The sequence below is a fragment of the Variovorax sp. efr-133-TYG-130 genome (genome assembly GCF_030208835.1).
Taxonomy (GTDB): domain Bacteria; phylum Pseudomonadota; class Gammaproteobacteria; order Burkholderiales; family Burkholderiaceae_C; genus Variovorax.
Genome location: NZ_JARVTD010000029.1, coordinates 213,757 through 231,451, shown reverse-complemented (window position 1 = coordinate 231,451; position 17,695 = coordinate 213,757). Strand labels below are relative to the sequence as shown.

The window sequence follows — 17,695 nt, the reverse complement described above, 5'->3', positions numbered from 1 at the left end:
CATACACACACACTCAAGGAGACAGAACCATGCAACGACGTCACTTCCTGAACACCATGGCCGGCGCCGCCACCGCGGGGGCGCTGATGCCCTTCTCGGCCATCGCGCAGGCACTGGACCAGGTGAAGGTCATCTACGGCTTTCCCGCCGGCAGCGCCGGCGACAGCGTGGCGCGCCGCGTGTCCGAAAAGCTGGGCGGCACGGCCTACAGCAAGAACCCAGGCTATGTGGAGAACAAGCCCGGCGCGGGCGGGCGCATCGCGCTGGAGACGCTCAAGGCCGCGCCGGCCGATGGCTCCGTGCTGGCACTGGCCCCCGTGTCGGCGTTGGCGGTCTACCCGTACATCTACCCGAAGCTCGCGTACAAGCCGGAAGACGTGACGGCCGTGTCCATCGGCGCGATCATGTTCCATGGCCTGGCCGTGGGGCCCGCCGTGCCCGCCGAGGTCAAGACGCTCAAGGACTTCCTGGCCTGGGCCAAGGCCCACCCCGAGAAGGCCAGCTACGGCTCGCCCGGCGCCGGCTCCATGCCGCACCTGCTGGGCGCGCTGCTGGGCATGCGCGCGGGCGTGGAGATCAAGCACGTTCCCTACCGCGGCACCGTGCCCAGCATCACCGACCTCGTGGGCGGGCAGATCGCCGCCGCCATGAACCCCAGCGGCGACTATCTGCAGTACATGAAGACCGGCCGCATCCGCGTGCTGGCGACCTCCGGCAAGAAGCGCTCGCCCTTCCTGCCCGACGTGCCGACATTCACCGAACTGGGCTACCCCGACGTGACGTCCGAGGAATGGTTCGGCTTCTACGCGCCCGCCAGGACGCCCGCCGCCACCATCGCCGCCGCCAATGCCGCCATCACCCAGGCGCTGAAAGACAAGGCCGTGGTTGACGCGCTGGCCCTGGTCGGCCTGGTCGCAAACGCCAGCACGCCGCAGGACATGGCGGCCGACCAGAAGGCCGAGTACGAGCGCTGGGGGCCGCTGGTGAAGCAGATCGGCTTCACCTCCGAGTCCTGAGCGGCTTCTACGCAGCGATGCCGTCGAGGCCTGCGAGGAATCGCTTCGCCTCGCCCCGCATGCCCTGCGAAATGGTCTGCCAGGTCCGCGCGGGAAAGCCAGGCGGCAGCAGCGCCTCGACTTCGTCCAGCGCGGCGTCCACCGACGCCACCAGGCCGAGCATGGCGTTCCATACGTCGATGCCGCCGTTCTTCATGGCCAGGCCATGCCAGTGGCGCGCCTGGATGGTCTGGAACACGTAGTGCGTGTTCCGCGAGCGCACGGCCATCGCCAGCCCCGCCTTGCGCGGCTGGAACTGATTGGCGCCATCGCCTAAGTACGGCCACATCGAGATGACGTCGTACAGCGGCGTCATCTCGTAGGCGTCGCCGCGCTGGAGATGGATCGAGAAGTTCTTGGCGTGCCCGTCCGTGGCCGCGAGCAGAAAGAAAGCCAGCTGCGCGAGCAGGAAGCGCATGCCGTCGTCCGCGCTCCGGCTGCCTTGCAGAAGCTGCAGGCACTTCGGCATGCCGGGGCCGCCGTGCTGCTCGTACTTCTTGTCTGACGGCAGGCCCAGGGCCTGGCAGAAGTCTTCCTGCGGCAGCCGCGCGATCCAGGTGCCGCCGTCCATCCATTCGCGGTCGAAGCGCTCCACCATCAGCACCGTCTGCCCGCCGAAGGTGGCCATGGAGGTCGGCGCCACCGGCAGGCCCAGGGCCTCGACGATCTGCGCGCACAGCCATTCGTTCTGCACCGAGTCGGAGGCGTCCACGCGCCTGGAGCCGCCGATCAGCCCGAGCGGCAGCTTCACGATGTGCGTGGTGGGCGTGGCGCCGTGCGGCCGGCACCACGCGCCATTCCATCGGGTCAGTGCCGTCTTTTCCTGCGCGCCGGCCAGCGAGATGCGAAACAGGTCTTCGTCGCGCATGCCTTGCGGGGCGTCTTCGGACGGCACGGCCTGCAGCAGTTCGGCGATCTGCGCGTCGTCCAGCGGCTCGCAGTTGATGGCGTTCCAGCCTTCCGGCACAGCCCCTTCGGGCAGCAGCTGCACGGCACCGACGCAGTCGCGGCCGATGGCTTCGAGCAGGCCGAAGGTGGTGGCATCCTTGAGCCGGAAGCGGTTGCGCAGCCGCGCGCGAATGCGGTCGTTGTCGGGCAGCAGGTTGTCGAAGTAGTTGCGGACCACATCGCCGCGAACCTCGAGCGTGCTGTTGAGCGGAATCGACAGCGACAGCGAGCGCCGCCGGGGCGATTCCAGCCAGGCCGGGTCGTAGCGGAAAGCGTGGGCGCCACGGTCGGCGAACCAGGTGCCTACGCGCTCTCCGTTCATCCAGGCATCCAGGGCCTGCGTCACCAGGATTCCCTCTTCGGCCGCACGACGAAGCTGCGGCGCGACGTGGGCTTGACCTCCTTGCCGGGATTCAGCGCCTGGAGCGCCCGAAGCGATTCGCCCGGTGCGCCCGGTGATTCGGCTTCCAGGCGCACCAGCACAGACTGATCGCTCATCTGCATGGCGGTCCATGGGCCGGGCGGGAGCTTCACCGCGTCGTACTGCGCGGCCTCTTCAGCGGCCACGAGCACGCGGCTTTGCGCAGCCTCGTCGCGCAGGCAAAAGGAGGCCCCCAGCGCCGACAGCAGTTTCATCAGCTGCTCGAAGCTGACCGCGCCGGGGTTTGCCTCGATTTCCGCGACGCGGGCCTGGCTGACGCCGATGAGCGCGCCGGCCTGCGCTTGCGTCAGCCCGCGCTGCTTCCGCAGGGCCTTGAGGTGCGGCCGGAGCTGGTCGACGAAGCGCAGGGGATAGTCCATGGCGGACTCAGAATATCGGCCCTGGCTTGTTTTGTCAAAATATCGGCTTTGGCGTATTTTTACGAACTATCAGGCTGAGCCTGTATTCCTCCGGCCATTCAATCGATCTTTGCGCCCGACGCCTTCACCACCGCGCCCATCGCATCCCAGTCCGAGCGCAGCAGCTTCTGGAATTCTTCCGCGCTCTGGCTGCGCGGCTCCACGCCCAGGCGCTTGAAGCGCTCCTGGATCGCCGGGTCGGCCAGCACCTTGTTGGCCGCGGCGTTGATGCGCTCGACCTCCGCCTTGGGCGTGGCGGCCGGCGCGAGCAGGCCGATCCACGAGTCGAAGGCATAGCCGGGCAGACCGCTTTCGGCCACGGTCGGCAGCTTGGGCAGGAAGGGGCTGCGCGACTGGCCGGTGGACGCCAGCAGCTTGATGCGCGCGTCGTCCTGGAACCCGATCACGCCGATGCTCGACGAGATCACCGCCTGCACCCGGCCCGCCAGCACTTCGTTGACGGCCTCGCCGGTCGACTTGGTCGGGATGTGCGTCATCTGCAGCCCCGCCTTCGCCAGGAAAGAAGCCATCGCGAGGTGCGTGGCGCTGCCGTTGCCGGCCGAGGCGTAGTTGTACTTGCCCGGATGCGCCTTGACCTCCTTGATGAAGTCGGCCGTGTTCGACACGCCCATGCCGCCCGCCACCGCCAGCACGTAGCCCGCGTTGCCGACGTTGGCCACGCCGACGAAGTCCTTCAGCGGGTCGTAGCTGAGCTTGTTGTAGAGGAAGCCCGCGATGTTGTGGCTCGCGGCCGCGAGGATGAGCGTGTTGCCGTCGGCCGGTGCGCGCGCCACCAGGGCCGCGCCCACGGTGCCGCCCGCGCCCGCGCGGTTCTCGACGATGGCGCTGGCGCCCAGCGCCGCGCCCAGCTCGTTGTTGAAGGCGCGCGCCACCGTGTCCTGCACCGCGCCGGTGCCGAAGGGCACGACGATGTGGATCACGCGCTGCTGCGCATGCACCGGTGCGAAGGCACAGAGCGCGGCAGCCGCGGCAAGCGCGCCCAAGGCACGCCGGGAGAACAGGGTCGAAGGCATCGTGGGGGCCGCTTTCTTTTTCATCGTCATCAACACAGGGGAGGAATCTCAGGCGCCCGACGGCAGCCAGCGCTGCACCAGCTTCACGAAGTAGCTGGCACCGATCGGGATGATCTCGTCGTTGAAGTCGAACGAGGTGTTGTGGATGATGCAAGGGCCGGGCCCGTGGCCGTCGAGCCGGTGGTCGCCGTCGCCGTTGCCCAGGAAGGCGTAGCAGCCGGGCCGCGCGAGCAGCATGTGCGCGAAGTCTTCGGCGCCCATCACGGCGGGGAAGTTGTCGGTGACCATGTCGTCGCCCACCACCTCGCGCATCACGCCGGCGGCAAAGCGCGCCTCGGCCGCGTGGTTCACCGTCGGCGGCGACGAGCGGTTGAAATACACCTCGGCCGTGCAGCCGTGCGCCGCCGTCACGCCCGCGGCCACTTCGCGCAGGCGCGCCTCGATCTTGTCGATGGCTTCGATGGAGAAAGTGCGGATGGTGCCGCCCACCGTGGCCACGTCGGGAATCACGTTGGGCGCGTCGGAGCCCTGCAGCTGCGTGACCGCGAGCAACGCGCGCTCGGTGCTGGGAATGGTGCGCGCCACGATGGTCTGCAGCTGCTGCGCAAGGTTGACCACCGCCGCCACGGGGTCGATGCCCGTGTGCGGCATCGAGGCGTGCGTGCCGCGCCCGCGCACGGTGATCTTGTACGTGTTGCTGGAGGCCATGAGGGCGCCTTCGTTGAGCGCGAAGCGGCCCACGTCGCCGACCGGAAAGTTGTGCAGCCCGAAGACCGCGTCGCACGGGAAGCGCTCGAACAGGCCCTCGTCGATCATCTTCTTGGCGCCGGCCTTGCCCATCTCCTCGGCGGGCTGGAAGATGAAATGCACCGTGCCGTCGAAGTCGTCCGGCCCCTGCTGCGACAGGTGCCACGCGGCGGCCAGCAGCATGGTGGTGTGGCCGTCGTGGCCGCAGGCGTGCATGCGCCCGGGGTTGGTCGACTTGTGGGCGAACTCGTTGGCCTCGTGCAGCGGCAGCGCGTCCATGTCGGCGCGCAGGCCGATGGTGCGGCTGCCGGTGCCCTTGCGCAGCACGCCGACGAGGCCGGTGCCGGCAATGCCGCGGTGCACCTCGATGCCCCATTCGGCGAGCAGCTTCGCGACCTTCTCGGAGGTGCGGTGTTCCTCGAAACCGAGTTCGGGGTGGGCGTGGATGTCGCGCCGGATCTCGACGAAGCGCGAGATGTCGGCAAAGGAATCGGCAATGTTCATGGCGGGGCGTGGGCTGCGAGTCGGTCGTTCGACCGGAAGCGAACGATTCTGGCGCAGCCGCGCGCCACGCGCATGCAGGCTTACGAGAGTCGGCCTTGCTGCCTCAGCGCCGCGCCGATGCGGCGGATCTCGGCCTCGCCCTGGTCGAGCGCCGCCCGGCTGGTGTGCACCGAGTAGTGGCCCATCACCAGCTCGTGCGGATGCTTCACCGCCGAGCCCAGCACGAAGGCCGTGTCGCCATGCGCGATGAAATCGATGGCGTCGTTCGACTCCTCGAACACCGCGAGCTCGCCGGCGCCGATCGGCCCGCCGCGCGCGTCGCCCGTGCCGAGCCCGCCCTCGTTGACCGCGACCCAGCCCACCGTGTGGCCGGCAGGCGGCGTGTAGCGCCAGCGCTCGCCGTCTTTCAGCTCCACGGCCAGGTAGTTCATCGACGCGGGCGCGGCAATGGCGCTGCGCGCCGCGCCGTGGCGCCCGAGCAGCACGCGCGCCGGACCTTCGCGCGGCACCTGCGCGGGTGCGAGGTACATGCTTTGCGCAGGCGCGTTTTCTTCCGAAGGCGGCAGGGCCACCCACAGCTGGAAGCCGCGCACGCGCTTCACGCCCGGCGCGGGCGCGCCGGTGTGCCACACGCCGTTGCCGGCGCGCATCCACTCCACACCGCCGCCGCGCAGCGTGCCTTGTTCGCCGGTCGTGTCTTCGTACAGCGTGTCGCCTTCGATCAGGTAGGTCAGCGTGGCAATGCCCGAGTGCGGATGCAGGCCGAAGCCCTTGTGGCCGCCTTCGGTGTTGAAGCCGAAGAGGTCGAGGAAAACGAAGGGCTTCAGGAATTCGCCCAGGTCCCCGGGGCTCACCAGCCGGGTGATCGAGCCGTGCGAACTGCCGCGCGTGCGGTAGACCACGGCGCGGGCCCGCGTATCGATGGCGGCGGTCATGCGGCCTCCCTTGCGGTCTTCAGCGCCTTGGCCCACCAGGCGATGTCGTCGAGCATGCCGTTTGCGGACTGCGCGAGATGCGGGAAGTCGCCGAAGCTCTTGCCCTGCTGCCATATGCCCATGAACTCGACCATGCCGATGTGCACCGCATGGCGCACCGGGGCCATCTGCATCTCGACCGCCACCAGCCGCAGCTGCTCGACCGCGCGCGCCGCGCCCACGCCGCCGTAGCCCACGAAGCCGATCGGCTTGCGGATGAACTCCTTGTAGGCCCAGTCGATCGCGTTCTTCAGCACCGCGCTGGGGCCGTGGTTGTATTCGGGCGTGACCACTATCAGGCCGTCGAAGGTGGCCAGCCTGGCTTGCCAGCGCTGCGCGGCCTCGTTCTTCACCGGCCCCCAGGCGGGCGCCGACGCCTCGTTGAAGAAGGGCAGCGGATGGTCGCGCAGGTCGACCAGCTCGAAGGCGAGGTCGGTGCGCTGCTGCGCGATCTCATGGATCCATTGCGCGGGCTTTTCGCCGAAGCGGCCCTCGCGGGTCGAGGCGATGACGATGCCGATACGGGGTTGCAGTTGTGAGGTCATGGGGTGCTCCTGGACGGGTGGATGAAGGCCGCGAGGCCATGGACAGAAGCTTAGGTACGCACCCATTAATCGACTAGACGGTAGAGTCGGATTGCACTCGTCCATCAAACGAAGGAATCAACCCGCCATGCTCGACCTCAACGACGTTGCCATGTTTGTGCAGGTGGTGCGCCACGGCAGCTTTGCCGAAGCGGCCCGCAGGCTGGGCCTGCCGCCCAACACCGTGAGCCGGCGCATCCAGCAGCTCGAGTCGCAGCTGGGCACGCGGCTGATGCAGCGCTCGACGCGCAAGCTGACGCTGACGAGCGCCGGGCAGGCTTTTCATGACCAATGCGCGGGGCTGGTCGACGGGCTGGCCGCCGCCGGGCAGGCGCTGGCGGCCGGAGGCCAGGAGCCCAGCGGCCTCGTGCGCGTGGCGGCGCCGGCGGATTTCTTCGATTTCTTCCCGATGGAATGGGTCGCCGACTTCCTGGCCGGGCATCCGCTGGTACGGCTCGACTTCGTGCTCAGCGACGCGGCCGCCGACCTGATCGCCGAGCAGATCGACGTGGCGTTTCGCGGCGGCGTGCTGCGCGATTCGGGCTACATCGGGCGCCGGCTGATGACGCGAAGCGGCGGCCTGCTGGCGAGCCCCGGCTACATCGCGCGGCGCGGCCAGCCCACCACCCTGCAGGAGCTGGCGGACCACGACTGCGTGACGCCGCCGCACCCCACCGGCCACACCATCTGGCGCCTCACGGGCCCTGGCGGCGCGGAAGAAGAAGTGCAGGTCACAGGACGGTTCACCGGCAACACCGCGCAGGCGCTGCGCAGGGCCGCACTGGCCGGACTGGGCATCGCCCAGCTGCCGCCGGCAATGGCGACGCGCGACGAGAAGGAAGGACGGCTGGTGCGGGTGCTGCCGCAGTACGAGTACACCGGCCGGGGGCTCAGCGTGGTCTACCCGAGCCGCAAGCACCTGCCGCTGGCGGTGTCGGCGTTCATCGAGCTGGTGATGGCCAAGCTCGACCAGATGGACGTGCTGCACGAGCCCGCGTCGCAGGGGAAAGCCTAGGCGACGGGTTCCTTTCGTTTTCCACTGAAAATGCCTCCCCATGAAAATCGAAAAAGACACCGTCGTCACCATCAAGTACAAGGTCTCCGACGCCCAGGGCAAGCTCATCGAGGCAAGCCCAGAGCCGATGGCCTATCTGCATGGCGGCTACGAGAACACGTTGCCGAAGATCGAGGAAGCGCTCGACGGCAAGGAAAAGGGCTACCAGACCGTGCTGAACCTCTCGCCCGAAGACGCCTTCGGCCAACGCGACGAGACGCTGGTGCGCAGCATTCCCAAGACCGACTTTCCACCGGGCGTGAAGGTGGGCGGCCAGCTGCAGGGGCGCCTGGACGACGGCCGCGAGCACGTCTTCACCGTGATGAAGATCAAGGGCCCGGTCGTGCTGCTCGACGGCAACCATCCGTGGGCGGGCAAGGCGCTGAAGTTCAGCCTGCAGGTGACGGACGTGCGCGCGGCGCTGCCGGTGGAAATCGAGCACCGGCATGTGCATGGCGCCCACGGGCACCATCACTGATCTGCTTCTTCTAGCCGCTGCTGCGCGGCACCGGCGTGACGGGGCTCAGTGCCAGCAGCCGCTGCAGGCCGGCCTCGTAGGCCGCAGCGTCCATTTCGCTGCTGTGCCTCGCCACCAGGTAGCTGAGCCCGAAGCGCTCGGTGGCCTGGGTGTAGAGCCGGTAGAAGCGCCCGCCTTCTTCGATGCGCGTCAGCTTCTGCCACGGTACGACGGCGGCCTTGCTGCTTTGGGGCGCCATGAGGCTCAGGCCTTGCGCGCTGATCGTCACCTCGTGGATGCCGACGGCCCTGGTCGCGGAGCGCGTGACCGATCGATGCAGTGCGCGGGCCACGCGGTCCCGCCTGGCGGGCTGGGTCCTCGCCCTGCGGCGCGAGCCCAGGGCGGCTATTCGCTCGACGAGACGTGCGCGAAAGAGCCACAGCACCAGCCCCGACAGCACGACTGCCACGGCCGAGCTGATCCAGAACTCGGCACGCACGGGCCGGGGTTCGAGCGCGTACAGAAGCCCGATGGCGAGCACGGGCGCGGCCACCATCAGGGCCGACAGCGCCCGTGGCACCAGCCGCTGGACAGCCGCATGAAGGCGTTCCGACTGCCGGTCATGTTCCGCGAGGCGGCGTTCCAGGGCCGCTTCTCCGAGCAGCTCCGCGTCTTCCGGCGCCAGCCTGAATCGCAGTTGCAGTGGCTCATCCATCCGGTTTCCTATTTCTTCTTCCAGAACCTGGCGGCCTTGTCGATCTTGCCCAGCGCCTTGGCGCAGGCCCTTGCGCCCGCCGCATGGCGCGCGCTGAACCAGCCCACGGCGAACCACGCGCGGGAATCGCGTTCGGTCGCTTCGCGGTAGAGCGCGAGCGCGACGGCTTCGTCGTTGAACTCGCCCAGCGCATCCTGCGCGGGACGCAAGGCCTTGAGGTAGCGCTCGGCGCCGCCCTTGTCCGCCGCATCGAACAGCGGCGCGACGAATTCGGCGAGGTAGCGCAAGCGCTTGAGTCGCTTGCGCACGCGGTGCTGGCTTTCGGTGTCCAGCGATTCGAAGCGTTCACCTTCGCGCATCACCTGCTTGTGCAAGCGTTGCAGCCGCTTGCGCAGCACGCGCCGGGCGGCGTCGGCATCCAAGGGCGCCGGGCTGGCCGGTGGCATCTCTCCTCCTTCTTCGCTTTCCGACGCAGCCTTCGCGGGGCCGGCCGCGGTAAAGCCGATCAGCGACACCAGCACGTTCTGGAACGCCGAAGCGCGCACGGCGTCTCCGGCCGAAGGCGCGCTTTTGGCCGCCGCATCGCCCGCCAGCGGATCGAACTCCGGCGCGCCTGCCTCGCGCAGCCGGGGCTGCGCCAGCTTCACCACCTGCTCGCGGTCACGCAACTCGCCAAGCGCGCGGAAGGCTTCGACCAGGGGCGGCTCCCATGCAGCGGCATCGAACAGGCCCGAGGCGGTGTCGAGTTCGGCCAGCTCACGCAGCGCGGTGCGCAGCCGCCGGATGCCGATGCGCAACTGGTGCAGCTGCTCCTCGTCTTCGCTGCCCGCGGCGATCTCGCTCGCGTTCGGCAGCATCTGCGCCAGGCATGAGGCGACCACCGCCTGCTGGATGGCACGGCCGTCCGGGTGCTGGCTGCCGAAGCGCGGGGCCTCGGCCTTCACGGCTTCCACCGTTTCCTGCGCCGCCAAAAGGCGCGCGCCGCGCTCGGCCTTCGACACGGTGCTGAACCACAGGCCGTGCTGCTGCGACCAGCGCCGCGCGAGCGACACCAGGCCATGCACGTCGCCGTGCTTGAGTTCCAGCTCCAGTTCGCACACCGGCGATGCGCGTTGCTCCGGCGTGCCGGCGTGGGCGACGACCTTGCCGACGTCGAGCGCCATCTCGACCACCGCGCCGCCGGCCCCGGTGACGCGCACTTCGCGCGTGAGCCGCACGATGTCGGTCGATTGCCGCTCGACCAGCGGCACGCCGCCGTCGCTGCCGTCCGCCAGCAGCAGCTTCGCGAGCCTGTCGCCCACCGGTGTGCCCTGGTGGCGCTGCGGGTCGATGGCCGGCGCGGCACCGGCCGTGCCCAGGTCGACGTTGTGCTCCAGCCGGTGCAGGGCGTTGTCGCCGGTGGCCTTCACGGTCTGCACCCAGCGCCGGCCTTCCTTGCGCAGCCGAAGCACCATGCCGTCGGCGGCCAGCCGCTGGTCGGCGGTGTCGAAATAGCGCGCTTGGAGGCGGGTGCGCACGACGGTGCCGCGTTTCAGGGCGGCTTCGACGGCCTTCAGGCGGCCGGCGGGAATGCAGAACTTGAACTCGATTTCCATAGGGCGCCATGATGCCCGCGCCGTCACGCAGGGCCGCCAAATCCCCTGTCTGGAAAATCATGTGGACGCCGTCCATTTTCTTTGGTATCTTTTGTGGACGGCGTACACAAGACGCCGTTGAACATCCACATCACCCCTTCACCGACACAGGACGACACCATGGCCACCAAGCAGATCTTCGTGAACCTCCCCGTCAAGGACCTCGACAAGAGCAAGGCATTCTTCGCCGCGCTGGGCTACACCTTCAATGCGCAGTTCACCGACGCCAATGCCGCATGCATGGTCATCCAGGAAGGCAGCATCCACGCCATGCTGCTGGTGGAAGATTTCTTCAAGACCTTCACTAGCAAGAGCATCACCGACACCAGCAAGAGCACCGAGGTGCTGCTGTGCCTCTCGTGCGAAAGCCGCGCCGAGGTCGACGAGCTGGTGGCCAAGGCCAAGGCCGCGGGCGGCACCATCCCGGGCGAACCGAAGGACTACGGCTTCATGTACGGCCACGGCTTCCAGGACATCGACGGCCACCTCTGGGAGCTGATGTACATGGACCCGAACGCCGTCGTCACGCACCAGAACCAGTGACGTGACGCCAAACCGTTGAAGAAGCAGAACGATGCCGATCGTTCCATACGCGCTCTTCACTGTTGCACGGAAGGCCCCTACCGGACGGGGGCGGCGCCCCGATATTCCTTTCACCGGCACGGCATCATCGGCCGAGCCCCCCATGAAAAGGAATAGCCCCATGCCCGAACAAGACAACAGCCCCGTCGTGCGGGTCGCGCCCCTCGGTTTCCCGTGGCAGACGATCGACCCGTTCCTGTTCTGCGTCTACCACGACGATGCCTATCCGCAGGGCAACGGGCGCATGGGGCCGGCCGCATCGCTGGCCGGGCGCGACATCGGCCAGGACTTCAGCCGCAAGGACGGCTGGAGCATGTACCACGGCGACAAGGTGCCGGGCTTTCCCTCGCACCCGCACCGCGGCTTCGAGACCGTGACCATCGTGCGCAAGGGCCTGGTCGATCATTCCGACTCGCTGGGCGCCACCGCGCGCTTCGGCGGCGGCGACGTGCAGTGGCTCACGGCCGGCAAGGGCATCGTGCACTCCGAGATGTTCCCGCTGCTCGACGCCGGCGCGCCCAACCCGCTGGAGCTGTTCCAGATCTGGCTGAACCTGCCGGCGCGCAGCAAGATGGCCGAGCCGCATTTCACGATGTTCTGGTCCGACGCCATTCCGCGTTTCGCGTCCGACGACGCGAAGGGCGGCCGCACCGAGGTCGCCGTGATCGCCGGCCGGCTGGGCGACGCCGCGAACGGACAGGACCCGATCCAGCCGCTGGCGCCGCCGCCCGACTCGTGGGCCTCGCAGGCCGACGCCGACGTGGCGATCTGGACGCTCAAGATGACGCCCGGCGCGCAATGGACGCTGCCGGCCGCCAGCGGCGAGGGCACGCGGCGCATGCTGTATTTCTTCAAGGGCGCGGCGGCTTTCGTCGCGGGCCGGCGCGTGGAGAGCCCGGCGGCCATCGAACTGCGCGGCGATGCCGCGGTGGAGATTGCCAACGGCGACAGCGAGAGCGAGTTCCTGGTGCTGCAGGGCCGCCCGATCGCCGAGCCGGTGGTGCAGTACGGCCCCTTCGTGATGAACACGCAGGCCGAAATCAGCCAGACCATGGCCGACTACCGCCGCACCCAGTTCGGCGGCTGGCCCTGGGACGACTCGGCGCCGGTGCACGGCCAAGAGGCCGCGCGCTTCGCAAGGCACCCGGGCGGGCGAGAGGAAGTGCCCGAAGCCTGAGCGAGCCCCGGCTCAGATCGTCTTCAGGACTTCGGCGCCCGGCGCCGTCATGCTGGGCACGAACTCGATCACGTCGGTGCGCGCGACGCCGTTCTGCACGAACGGATCGCGCGCCAGCAAGGCTTCCAGCGCCGCGCGGTCGCCCGAACGCGCCAGGATCACGCCGCCCTTGCGCGGCACCTGCCGGCCCGAGGCCACGAACAGGCCGCTTTCGTAGTGCTTCTTCAGCCAGGCGACGTGCGCATCCATCAGCGCGTCGAGCTCTTCGAGCGGGCGGATGTAGGTAAGGGTGACGATGAACATGGATGAGGGCAGAGAGTGAACGAGGAAGCCACCATCCTATGAGTTCGGTGGTTCGGCCGCCTCCTCACTCGATTGCCACGCCGCCTTCCTTCACCAGCTTCGCGAACTTGGCCGTCTCCTCGCGGATGCGCCGCGCCATTTCTTCCTGCGTGCCGCCCAGCGGCTCGGCACCGATGGCCTGCATGCGTTGCGCGAAGTCGGGCGAATGGATGATCTTCACCATCTCGGCGTTCAGGCGCGCGACGATCTCCTTCGGCGTGGCCGCCGGCGCCAGCACGCCGAACCAGGTGCCGATGTCGAAGCCCTTGAGGCCCGCCTCTTCCATCGTCGGCACGTCGGGCAGCACCGTCGAGCGGCGCGCCGTGGTCACGGCCAGCGCGCGCAGCTTGCCGCTCTTGATGTGCTGCAGCACCGGCGTGATGGTGTCGAAGGACATCGCCACCTGGCCGCCGAGCAGGTCGGTGGTGAGCGGGCCGCTGCCCTTGTAGGGCACGTGCAGCAGCGTGGTGCCGGTGCTGGCCTGGAACTGCGTGCCGATCAGGTGCTGCGCCGTGCCGTTCCCGTTGGAGCCGTAGGCCAGCTTCTCGGGCGCGGCCTTGGCCAGCGCGACCAGTTCGGCGACGTTCTTCGCGGGCGTGCTGGAGGCGTTGACGACCAGCACGTTCGGCACCATGGCCACCAGGGTGACAGGCGCCAGGTCTTTCTGGAAGTCGTAGGGCAGCTTCTTGTAGACGCTGGTGGCGATGGTGTGGTGCACCGCGCCCATCAGCAGCGTGTAGCCGTCGGGTTTGGCCTTGGCCACGTAGTCGGCGCCGAGCGTGGCGCCGGCACCTGGCCTGCTTTCCACCACCACGGGCTGGCCGAGCGACTGCGAGAGCTTGTCGGCCAGCGCGCGCGCCAGCACGTCGGTGGTGCCGCCGGCGGGGAAGGGCACGATGAGGCTGATGGGCTTGGCCGGCCAGCCGGCCGGTGACTGCGCAAAGGCCAGCGCAGCGGCGCCAAGGCCCAGTGCGAGTGTCGCGGCCCGAAGCAGGGCGCGCCTGCCGCTGCTGCGGCGGCGCGCGTTGGAAGAAGCGTTCATGGTTTGTCTCCGGCTCGTTGTCGTGGTGCGCGCATCGAGGCGCGCGGATACCGTCGTGTCTGTCGCTGGCGGCCGTTCAGGCCATTGCGTGTGTCACGCCGCGAGCCGCATCGGCTCGCCCGCGATGTGCGCGCACACCGCCTGCGTGACCTGCTCGGTGGTCGCGCTGCCGCCCAGGTCGCGTGTGTGCAGCGCCGGGTTGGCCGTGACGTGCTCCACCGCCTGCATCACGCGCCGTGCCGCCTCGGCCTCGCCCAGGTGCTCGAGCAGCATCACCACCGACCAGAAGGTGCCGACCGGGTTGGCCAGCCCCTTGCCCATGATGTCGAAGGCCGATCCGTGGATGGGCTCGAACATCGACGGATAGCGCCGCTCGGGGTCGATGTTGCCGGTGGGCGCGATGCCCAGGCTGCCCGCCAGCGCGGCGGCCAGGTCGCTGAGGATGTCGGCGTGCAGGTTGGTGGCGACGATGGTGTCGAGCGTGGCCGGGCGGTTGACCATGCGCGCGGTGCAGGCGTCGACCAGTTCCTTGTCCCACGTCACGTCGGGGAACTCCTTGGAGATCTGCAGCGCGATCTCGTCCCACATCACCATCGCATGGCGCTGCGCGTTGCTCTTGGTCACCACGGTGAGCAGCTTGCGCGGCCGCGAACCGGCCAGCTTGAAGGCGAAACGCATGATGCGCTCCACGCCCGCGCGGGTCATCATGCTCACGTCGGTCGCGGCCTCGATGGGGTGGCCCTGGTGCACGCGGCCGCCGACGCCGGCGTACTCGCCCTCGGAGTTCTCGCGCACGATCACCCAGTCGAGCTGGCCGGGCGCGCAGCGCTTGAGCGGGCCGTCGATGCCCGGCAGGATGCGCGTGGGCCGCACGTTGGCGTACTGGTCGAAGCCCTGGCAGATCTTCAGGCGCAGGCCCCAGAGCGTGACGTGGTCGGGAATGTGCGGATCGCCTGCGGAGCCGAAAAGAATGGCGTCCTTGCCGCGCAGCGCATCGAGCCCGTCGGCCGGCATCATCTCGCCGTGCGCGCGGTACCAGTCGCCGCCCCAGCCGAAGTCCTCGAAGCTGAATTGCAGCGCGCCGCCGGAGGCCTCGGCCAGCGCCTCCATCACCCGGCGCCCCGCCGGAATCACTTCCTTGCCGATGCCGTCGCCGGGAATGGTGGCAATGCTGTAGCGGGTCATCGATGTCCTTTTGCGTGTGTGCTCTTTGGGAAGGCGCACTGTAGGATCCGGCGCGCTGAACAATTCATGCCCGAAGTGAATCCATCCTTAACTTCCATTCAACAGTGAGGCTGCCATGACGTCGCCTGTACAGCCCGCCGACCTCGGCTTCTTCTCCGCGCTCGCGGCCTGCGGCAGCCTCAGCGCCGCGGCGCGCGAGCTGGGCATCAGCACGCCGGCCGTGAGCAAGCGGCTCTCGCAGATGGAAACGCGCCTGGGGGTGACGCTGGTGAACCGCACCACGCGGCGCATGAGCCTCACGCCCGAAGGCGAGCTCTACGTGGCGCATGCGCGCCGCATCCTCGGCGAGATCGACGACATGGCGCAGCTGCTGGGCGGCGCCAAGGGCGAGGCGCAGGGCCTGCTGCGCGTGAACGCCACGCTGGGCTTCGGGCGCAGCCACGTGGCGCCGCTGATCTCGAAGTTCGTGCGCAAGCATCCGCAGGTCGAGGTGCAGCTGCAGCTGTCGGTCAACCCGCCGCCGCTGACCGACGACGCCTTCGACGTCTGCATCCGCTTCGGCGCGCCGCCCGAGGCCCGCGTGATCGCCCGGCGCATCGCGTCGAACCGGCGGCTGCTGTGCGCATCGCCGGCCTACCTGGCGCGCGCCGGGCAGCCCAGGGTGCCCAACGACCTTGCGCACCACCGCTGCATCGGCATCCGCCAGGGCGACGAGGCCTACGGCATGTGGCGCCTGAGCACCGGCCGGGGCACGGCGCAGCGCACCGAGGCGGTGAAGACGCGCGGCGCGCTGAGCACCAACGACGGCGAGATCGCGGTCAACTGGGCGCTCGACGGCCACGGCATCCTGATGCGCGCCGAGTGGGACATCGCGCGCTACCTGCGCAGCGGCCGGCTGGTGCAGGTGCTCGCGAACTACCGAACGCCCGACGCCGACATCTACGCCGTGTACCCGCAGCGCCACCAGCTGTCGGCGCGCGTGCGGACCTTCGTCGACTTCATCGCGGCCGCGCTCGGCAAGGACGCGGCCGAGCCTTCGCTCAACCGCCGCTGAGCACCGAGGCCACCAGCCACACGTTGGCGGCGCTGATCACGCCGAACAGGCCCCACGCCAGCGACTTGAGCACCGGCCCGTTGGCAAAGCCGCCCATCATGGCGCGGCTGCTGGTGAAGCGAATCAAGGGCCACATCGCGAACGGAAGCTGGAAGCTCAGCACCACCTGGCTGAGCACCAGCATCTTGCCCACGCCGCCGTCGCCGAACCACCAGACGCCGAGGAAGGCCGGGCCGAGCGCGAGCGCGCGCGTGATCAGCCGGCGCTGCCAGCACGGGATCTTCATGTCGAGAAAGCCCTCCATGATGATCTGGCCCGCGATAGTGCCGGTGAAGGTCGAGCTCTGCCCCGAGGCCAGCAGCGCGATGCCGAACAGCGTGGCCGCGAAGGCGCTGCCGACGACGGGCTCGAGCAGGCGGTAGGCGTCGTCGATCTCCGCCACTTCGCGGTGGCCGGTGGCATGGAAGGCGCTGGCCGCAAGCACCATGATGGCCGCGTTGACCAGCAGCGCGAGCGACAGCGACACCACCGCGTCGAGCGTGCAGAAGCGCACCGCCTCGCGCCGCGCCGGTTCGGTATCGGCCACGAGGCGGGTCTGCACGATGGACGAATGCAGGTACAGGTTGTGCGGCATCACCGTGGCGCCGACGATGCCGATGGCCAGGTACAGCGCGCCCGGCTGGTGCAGCCGCTCCAGGCTCGGCGCGAAGCCCATCGCCACGCCGAACCAGTTGGGCGGCGCCATCATCAGCTCGACCGCGAAGCAGCCCGCGATGGTGCCGACCAGCCCGAGCACGATGGCCTCCACCCGGCGAAAGCCCGCGCCCTGCAGGCCCAGCACCAGCAGCGTGTCGAAGGCCGTGATGGCGATGCCCACCGGAATCGACACGCCGAACAGCAGGTGCAGCGCGAGCGCGCTGCCCAGCACCTCGGCGAGGTCGCAGGCCACGATGGCCAGCTCGGCGCCCAGCCACAGCAAGCGGTTGACGCGCGGCGAGTAGTGCTCGCGGCAGGCGCGCGCCAGGTCTTTCTGCGCCACCAGCCCCAAGCGCACGCACAGCGTCTGCAGCAGCATTGCCGCCAGGCTCGCCAGCAGCACCACGAACAGCAGGCCGTAGCCGAAGCGCGAGCCGGCCTCGATGTCGGTGGCCCAGTTGCCCGGGTCCATGTAGCCGACCGACACCAGCAGGCCCGGGCCCGCGTAGCGCATCAGCTTCCTGAAGAAAGGCAGGTCCTGGGGAACGGCCACGCTGCCCTTCACTTCGGAAGGACAGAAAGGCGCGGTGGCCGTGCGGGGCAGCGGAAAGAACATCCGGGCGATGATAGGGACAAGGCCGCGGCGTTGTCGCGGACCTGACCGGCGCGGCGATGCCGGATCTCTTAGATTCGGCGTTCGCACCCCGGTGCGTCATCCCTCACATCAATCCTCGGAGACCTTTCCAATGATCCACGTCGTCGCAGTCATCACCGCCAAGCCGGGCCAGCGCGCCGCGCTGCTCGAAGCCTTCGCCGCCAACCGCGCGGCCGTGCTGGCCGAAGAGGGCTGCATCGAATACGGCGCGACGATCGACGCGCAAGGCATCCCAACGTCGAAGGCCAGCTTCGGCGACGACACCTTCGTCGTGATCGAGAAATGGGAAACGCTGGCCCACCTGCAGGCCCACGCGGTCGCGCCGCACATGAAGGCGCACAGCGAGAAGACCAAGGAGCTGACGGCGGGCAAGCTGATTCACGTGCTCGAGCCGGTTTGAGTTTTCCGCTCGTGGC

The 17,695-nt window shown here is 68.9% G+C and carries 19 protein-coding genes; 7 read left to right on the top strand and 12 right to left on the bottom strand.

Translation table 11 applies throughout. The features are described from left to right. Positions 1–29 precede the first annotated feature (29 nt). Positions 30–1,016 carry a tripartite tricarboxylate transporter substrate-binding protein gene (locus QRN67_RS23925; RefSeq protein ID WP_081268257.1) on the top strand — a complete coding sequence of 329 codons (987 nt, stop codon included), beginning with the start codon at positions 30–32 and terminating at the stop codon, positions 1,014–1,016. Positions 1,017–1,023: 7 nt separating this feature from the next. Here QRN67_RS23925 and QRN67_RS23920 read toward each other — a convergent pair whose 3' ends face one another. From QRN67_RS23920 to QRN67_RS23895, 6 genes are all read right to left on the bottom strand, one after another. Next, positions 1,024–2,325 carry a HipA domain-containing protein gene (locus QRN67_RS23920; protein WP_285414054.1) on the bottom strand — a complete coding sequence of 434 codons (1,302 nt, stop codon included), beginning with the start codon at positions 2,323–2,325 and terminating at the stop codon, positions 1,024–1,026. A gap of 20 nt (positions 2,326–2,345) precedes the next feature. Further along, positions 2,346–2,804 carry a helix-turn-helix domain-containing protein gene (locus tag QRN67_RS23915; protein ID WP_285413869.1) on the bottom strand — a complete coding sequence of 153 codons (459 nt, stop codon included), beginning with the start codon at positions 2,802–2,804 and terminating at the stop codon, positions 2,346–2,348. Positions 2,805–2,902: 98 nt separating this feature from the next. Then, entirely contained in the window at positions 2,903–3,877 is a 975-nt protein-coding gene (locus QRN67_RS23910) for a tripartite tricarboxylate transporter substrate-binding protein (RefSeq protein ID WP_172839853.1), read from the bottom strand. A gap of 48 nt (positions 3,878–3,925) precedes the next feature. After that, positions 3,926–5,128 (bottom strand): M20 aminoacylase family protein, encoded by a 1,203-nt coding sequence (locus QRN67_RS23905; protein ID WP_285413868.1) that lies wholly within the window; start codon positions 5,126–5,128, stop codon positions 3,926–3,928. A gap of 80 nt (positions 5,129–5,208) precedes the next feature. Then, positions 5,209–6,063 carry a pirin family protein gene (locus QRN67_RS23900; RefSeq protein ID WP_285413866.1) on the bottom strand — a complete coding sequence of 285 codons (855 nt, stop codon included), beginning with the start codon at positions 6,061–6,063 and terminating at the stop codon, positions 5,209–5,211. Next, the gene (locus QRN67_RS23895) at positions 6,060–6,647 is read right to left on the bottom strand and encodes an NADPH-dependent FMN reductase (protein WP_285413865.1); all 588 of its coding nucleotides are present in this window, start codon (positions 6,645–6,647) and stop codon (positions 6,060–6,062) included. The genes QRN67_RS23900 and QRN67_RS23895 overlap by 4 nt, the downstream gene beginning before the upstream one ends. Positions 6,648–6,774: 127 nt before the next feature. On the opposite strand from QRN67_RS23895, the gene QRN67_RS23890 reads away from it, so the two are divergent. After that, positions 6,775–7,701 (top strand): LysR family transcriptional regulator, encoded by a 927-nt coding sequence (locus tag QRN67_RS23890; RefSeq protein ID WP_285413864.1) that lies wholly within the window; start codon positions 6,775–6,777, stop codon positions 7,699–7,701. Positions 7,702–7,741: 40 nt separating this feature from the next. Next, positions 7,742–8,218 (top strand): FKBP-type peptidyl-prolyl cis-trans isomerase, encoded by a 477-nt coding sequence (locus tag QRN67_RS23885; protein ID WP_106936326.1) that lies wholly within the window; start codon positions 7,742–7,744, stop codon positions 8,216–8,218. Between the two features lie 10 nt (positions 8,219–8,228). Here QRN67_RS23885 and QRN67_RS23880 read toward each other — a convergent pair whose 3' ends face one another. Together QRN67_RS23880 and QRN67_RS23875 are read right to left on the bottom strand one after the other, a co-directional pair. After that, the gene (locus QRN67_RS23880) at positions 8,229–8,912 is read right to left on the bottom strand and encodes a hypothetical protein (RefSeq protein ID WP_285413863.1); all 684 of its coding nucleotides are present in this window, start codon (positions 8,910–8,912) and stop codon (positions 8,229–8,231) included. Between the two features lie 8 nt (positions 8,913–8,920). Next, complete coding sequence (locus tag QRN67_RS23875) at positions 8,921–10,507, bottom strand: CYTH and CHAD domain-containing protein (protein ID WP_285413862.1); 1,587 nt, start codon at positions 10,505–10,507, stop codon at positions 8,921–8,923. Positions 10,508–10,666: 159 nt separating this feature from the next. Between QRN67_RS23875 and QRN67_RS23870 the strand changes: the two genes are divergently transcribed. Then, a complete protein-coding gene (locus QRN67_RS23870; RefSeq protein WP_106936323.1) occupies positions 10,667–11,089 on the top strand; it encodes a VOC family protein in 423 nt (140 codons plus the stop codon). A gap of 142 nt (positions 11,090–11,231) precedes the next feature. After that, positions 11,232–12,305 carry a pirin family protein gene (locus QRN67_RS23865; RefSeq protein WP_503010942.1) on the top strand — a complete coding sequence of 358 codons (1,074 nt, stop codon included), beginning with the start codon at positions 11,232–11,234 and terminating at the stop codon, positions 12,303–12,305. A gap of 12 nt (positions 12,306–12,317) precedes the next feature. Here the strand turns inward: QRN67_RS23865 and QRN67_RS23860 are convergent, their stop codons facing one another. From QRN67_RS23860 to QRN67_RS23850, 3 genes are all read right to left on the bottom strand, one after another. After that, positions 12,318–12,608 (bottom strand): YciI family protein, encoded by a 291-nt coding sequence (locus QRN67_RS23860; protein WP_285413860.1) that lies wholly within the window; start codon positions 12,606–12,608, stop codon positions 12,318–12,320. A 64-nt stretch (positions 12,609–12,672) separates the two neighbouring features. Then, positions 12,673–13,689, bottom strand: coding sequence for a tripartite tricarboxylate transporter substrate binding protein (locus QRN67_RS23855; protein ID WP_285413859.1), 1,017 nt, complete (start codon positions 13,687–13,689; stop codon positions 12,673–12,675). A 93-nt stretch (positions 13,690–13,782) separates the two neighbouring features. Continuing rightward, positions 13,783–14,874 (bottom strand): tartrate dehydrogenase, encoded by a 1,092-nt coding sequence (locus QRN67_RS23850; RefSeq protein ID WP_106936319.1) that lies wholly within the window; start codon positions 14,872–14,874, stop codon positions 13,783–13,785. A 115-nt stretch (positions 14,875–14,989) separates the two neighbouring features. On the opposite strand from QRN67_RS23850, the gene QRN67_RS23845 reads away from it, so the two are divergent. Continuing rightward, on the top strand, positions 14,990–15,928 hold the full coding sequence (locus QRN67_RS23845; protein ID WP_285413858.1) for a LysR family transcriptional regulator: 939 nt from the start codon (positions 14,990–14,992) through the stop codon (positions 15,926–15,928). Here the strand turns inward: QRN67_RS23845 and QRN67_RS23840 are convergent. Then, on the bottom strand, positions 15,915–17,240 hold the full coding sequence (locus QRN67_RS23840) for an Nramp family divalent metal transporter (RefSeq protein WP_106936317.1): 1,326 nt from the start codon (positions 17,238–17,240) through the stop codon (positions 15,915–15,917). The genes QRN67_RS23845 and QRN67_RS23840 overlap by 14 nt on opposite strands. Positions 17,241–17,370: 130 nt before the next feature. On the opposite strand from QRN67_RS23840, the gene QRN67_RS23835 reads away from it, so the two are divergent. Next, on the top strand, positions 17,371–17,679 hold the full coding sequence (locus QRN67_RS23835) for a putative quinol monooxygenase (protein ID WP_285413857.1): 309 nt from the start codon (positions 17,371–17,373) through the stop codon (positions 17,677–17,679). Positions 17,680–17,695 lie beyond the last annotated feature (16 nt).

Coding starts and splice junctions, on each gene's coding strand:
- QRN67_RS23915 (WP_285413869.1), bottom strand. CDS start 2,804: ATGGACTATCCCCTGCGCTTCGTCGACCAGCTCCGGCCGCACCTCAAG.
- QRN67_RS23900 (WP_285413866.1), bottom strand. CDS start 6,063: ATGACCGCCGCCATCGATACGCGGGCCCGCGCCGTGGTCTACCGCACG.
- QRN67_RS23880 (WP_285413863.1), bottom strand. CDS start 8,912: ATGGATGAGCCACTGCAACTGCGATTCAGGCTGGCGCCGGAAGACGCG.
- QRN67_RS23850 (WP_106936319.1), bottom strand. CDS start 14,874: ATGACCCGCTACAGCATTGCCACCATTCCCGGCGACGGCATCGGCAAG.
- QRN67_RS23920 (WP_285414054.1), bottom strand. CDS start 2,325: ATGAACGGAGAGCGCGTAGGCACCTGGTTCGCCGACCGTGGCGCCCAC.
- QRN67_RS23890 (WP_285413864.1), top strand. CDS start 6,775: ATGCTCGACCTCAACGACGTTGCCATGTTTGTGCAGGTGGTGCGCCAC.
- QRN67_RS23885 (WP_106936326.1), top strand. CDS start 7,742: ATGAAAATCGAAAAAGACACCGTCGTCACCATCAAGTACAAGGTCTCC.
- QRN67_RS23895 (WP_285413865.1), bottom strand. CDS start 6,647: ATGACCTCACAACTGCAACCCCGTATCGGCATCGTCATCGCCTCGACC.
- QRN67_RS23910 (WP_172839853.1), bottom strand. CDS start 3,877: ATGCCTTCGACCCTGTTCTCCCGGCGTGCCTTGGGCGCGCTTGCCGCG.
- QRN67_RS23840 (WP_106936317.1), bottom strand. CDS start 17,240: ATGTTCTTTCCGCTGCCCCGCACGGCCACCGCGCCTTTCTGTCCTTCC.
- QRN67_RS23845 (WP_285413858.1), top strand. CDS start 14,990: ATGACGTCGCCTGTACAGCCCGCCGACCTCGGCTTCTTCTCCGCGCTC.
- QRN67_RS23855 (WP_285413859.1), bottom strand. CDS start 13,689: ATGAACGCTTCTTCCAACGCGCGCCGCCGCAGCAGCGGCAGGCGCGCC.
- QRN67_RS23875 (WP_285413862.1), bottom strand. CDS start 10,507: ATGGAAATCGAGTTCAAGTTCTGCATTCCCGCCGGCCGCCTGAAGGCC.
- QRN67_RS23870 (WP_106936323.1), top strand. CDS start 10,667: ATGGCCACCAAGCAGATCTTCGTGAACCTCCCCGTCAAGGACCTCGAC.
- QRN67_RS23865 (WP_503010942.1), top strand. CDS start 11,232: ATGAAAAGGAATAGCCCCATGCCCGAACAAGACAACAGCCCCGTCGTG.
- QRN67_RS23905 (WP_285413868.1), bottom strand. CDS start 5,128: ATGAACATTGCCGATTCCTTTGCCGACATCTCGCGCTTCGTCGAGATC.
- QRN67_RS23925 (WP_081268257.1), top strand. CDS start 30: ATGCAACGACGTCACTTCCTGAACACCATGGCCGGCGCCGCCACCGCG.
- QRN67_RS23835 (WP_285413857.1), top strand. CDS start 17,371: ATGATCCACGTCGTCGCAGTCATCACCGCCAAGCCGGGCCAGCGCGCC.
- QRN67_RS23860 (WP_285413860.1), bottom strand. CDS start 12,608: ATGTTCATCGTCACCCTTACCTACATCCGCCCGCTCGAAGAGCTCGAC.